Source organism: Nisaea nitritireducens, assembly GCF_014904795.1.
GTDB classification, from domain to species: Bacteria; Pseudomonadota; Alphaproteobacteria; order Thalassobaculales; family Thalassobaculaceae; genus Nisaea; species Nisaea nitritireducens.
Genome location: NZ_JACZFS010000076.1, coordinates 1 through 1,217, shown reverse-complemented (window position 1 = coordinate 1,217; position 1,217 = coordinate 1). Strand labels below are relative to the sequence as shown.

1 protein-coding gene is annotated in these 1,217 nt (G+C 49.5%); it reads left to right on the top strand.

The window, feature by feature from the left end; translation table 11 throughout:
* The first annotated feature begins 265 nt into the window (after nucleotides 1-265).
* Complete coding sequence (locus tag IG629_RS22050; protein WP_193174021.1) at nucleotides 266-631, top strand: hypothetical protein; 366 nt, start codon at nucleotides 266-268, stop codon at nucleotides 629-631.
* The last annotated feature ends 586 nt before the right edge of the window (nucleotides 632-1,217 follow it).

Below are 1,217 nucleotides of genomic sequence, written 5' to 3'. Positions count from 1 at the left end.
CCGCCCCGGCCAATACCTGGCCGTTTCCCTGCCTCAACGGCCGCGAAACTCGAAACGTCTACCCCAGCCGCGCGCGCGAGCCCCGATTTGGAGAAGCCCCGGATCCAGGCTTCCTCTAAAAGATCGCCGACATATGTTTCAATTCCCAAATACTTTCCCCTTGCCTGTCGCAACTGCGTATGTCTTCAATGGATAAATCCTAAGTTATATAGGATATATCCAGATTCATCGGAATTTTGTAGTAAATCTACCGTAAGGGCTAATAATGACATCGACCGTCCTTAAATTAAACCCGGCACATTACGATGCTTATATGATTACGTGGTGTTGGCCGGGTAATCATCTATACATCACCGATAGTATTTTGTCTTACAAAGAAAAAGAAACAATAGAGTATGTAATTAACTCATTGTCCGAAGAACTGGGAATAACAGAAGTCTCTATCGTTCATACCGAAACCGTTGCAGCCGACCGGCGATTTTCCACTCTCCTGAAAGAATGGGAAACTTTTATTGTGAGAGAAGAGGGGGAACGATGGACCCAGCTCGACCGAATCGTCCGTGACACTCTACGCGCACGAGAAGCGCCGCAAACGGCAAGCGTGCCAGTTGCGCGCATTCACGCTCTATAGCGCGCCTCATCAAGCTACTTCCCCAAATTGATAAGCCGGGCTGGCTGTACAATTGAGAACATCAAACGCATCAACTTCCGCTAAAGCCGAGGACCTGATAGCTGACCCGTCAACGTCTCAATGGCTCCGCGATGCATTGCGCACCGCTCTCTCGCGAGACCCTGTAGACGCTGCCAATGATGTAGAGATCCTGGCGGCGGTTGTCGTGTCTCTCTGCGATGAAAGTCTCGCCGAACAAGTGAGTGCAAAATCCCGATTGGATACAGGGTCAACGCTCGTGATGACGTTGGATCAGAACAGAACGAACATCTACGGCACGCTTGAGTGCGTTTGCGGTCACCGATCGGTGTTTCGTGGAACAAATGCCGAAATAATTAATTGCCCCAAATGCCGAGAATTCTATCGCGTGGATAGGTCGTTAAGGCTCTCGCCAATTGGTAAAGAGCATCCAGACAGTGGAGCAGGGGCCGTTTTGTACTCAGTTCCGGGTAGGTGGGAACATCAACAGATCAAAGACGCTTTTGAAGATGAACAAAAGCTAGGTTAGAGCGAAGAAGGGCTTTAACACGTTCGGTTTAGGTCTTTT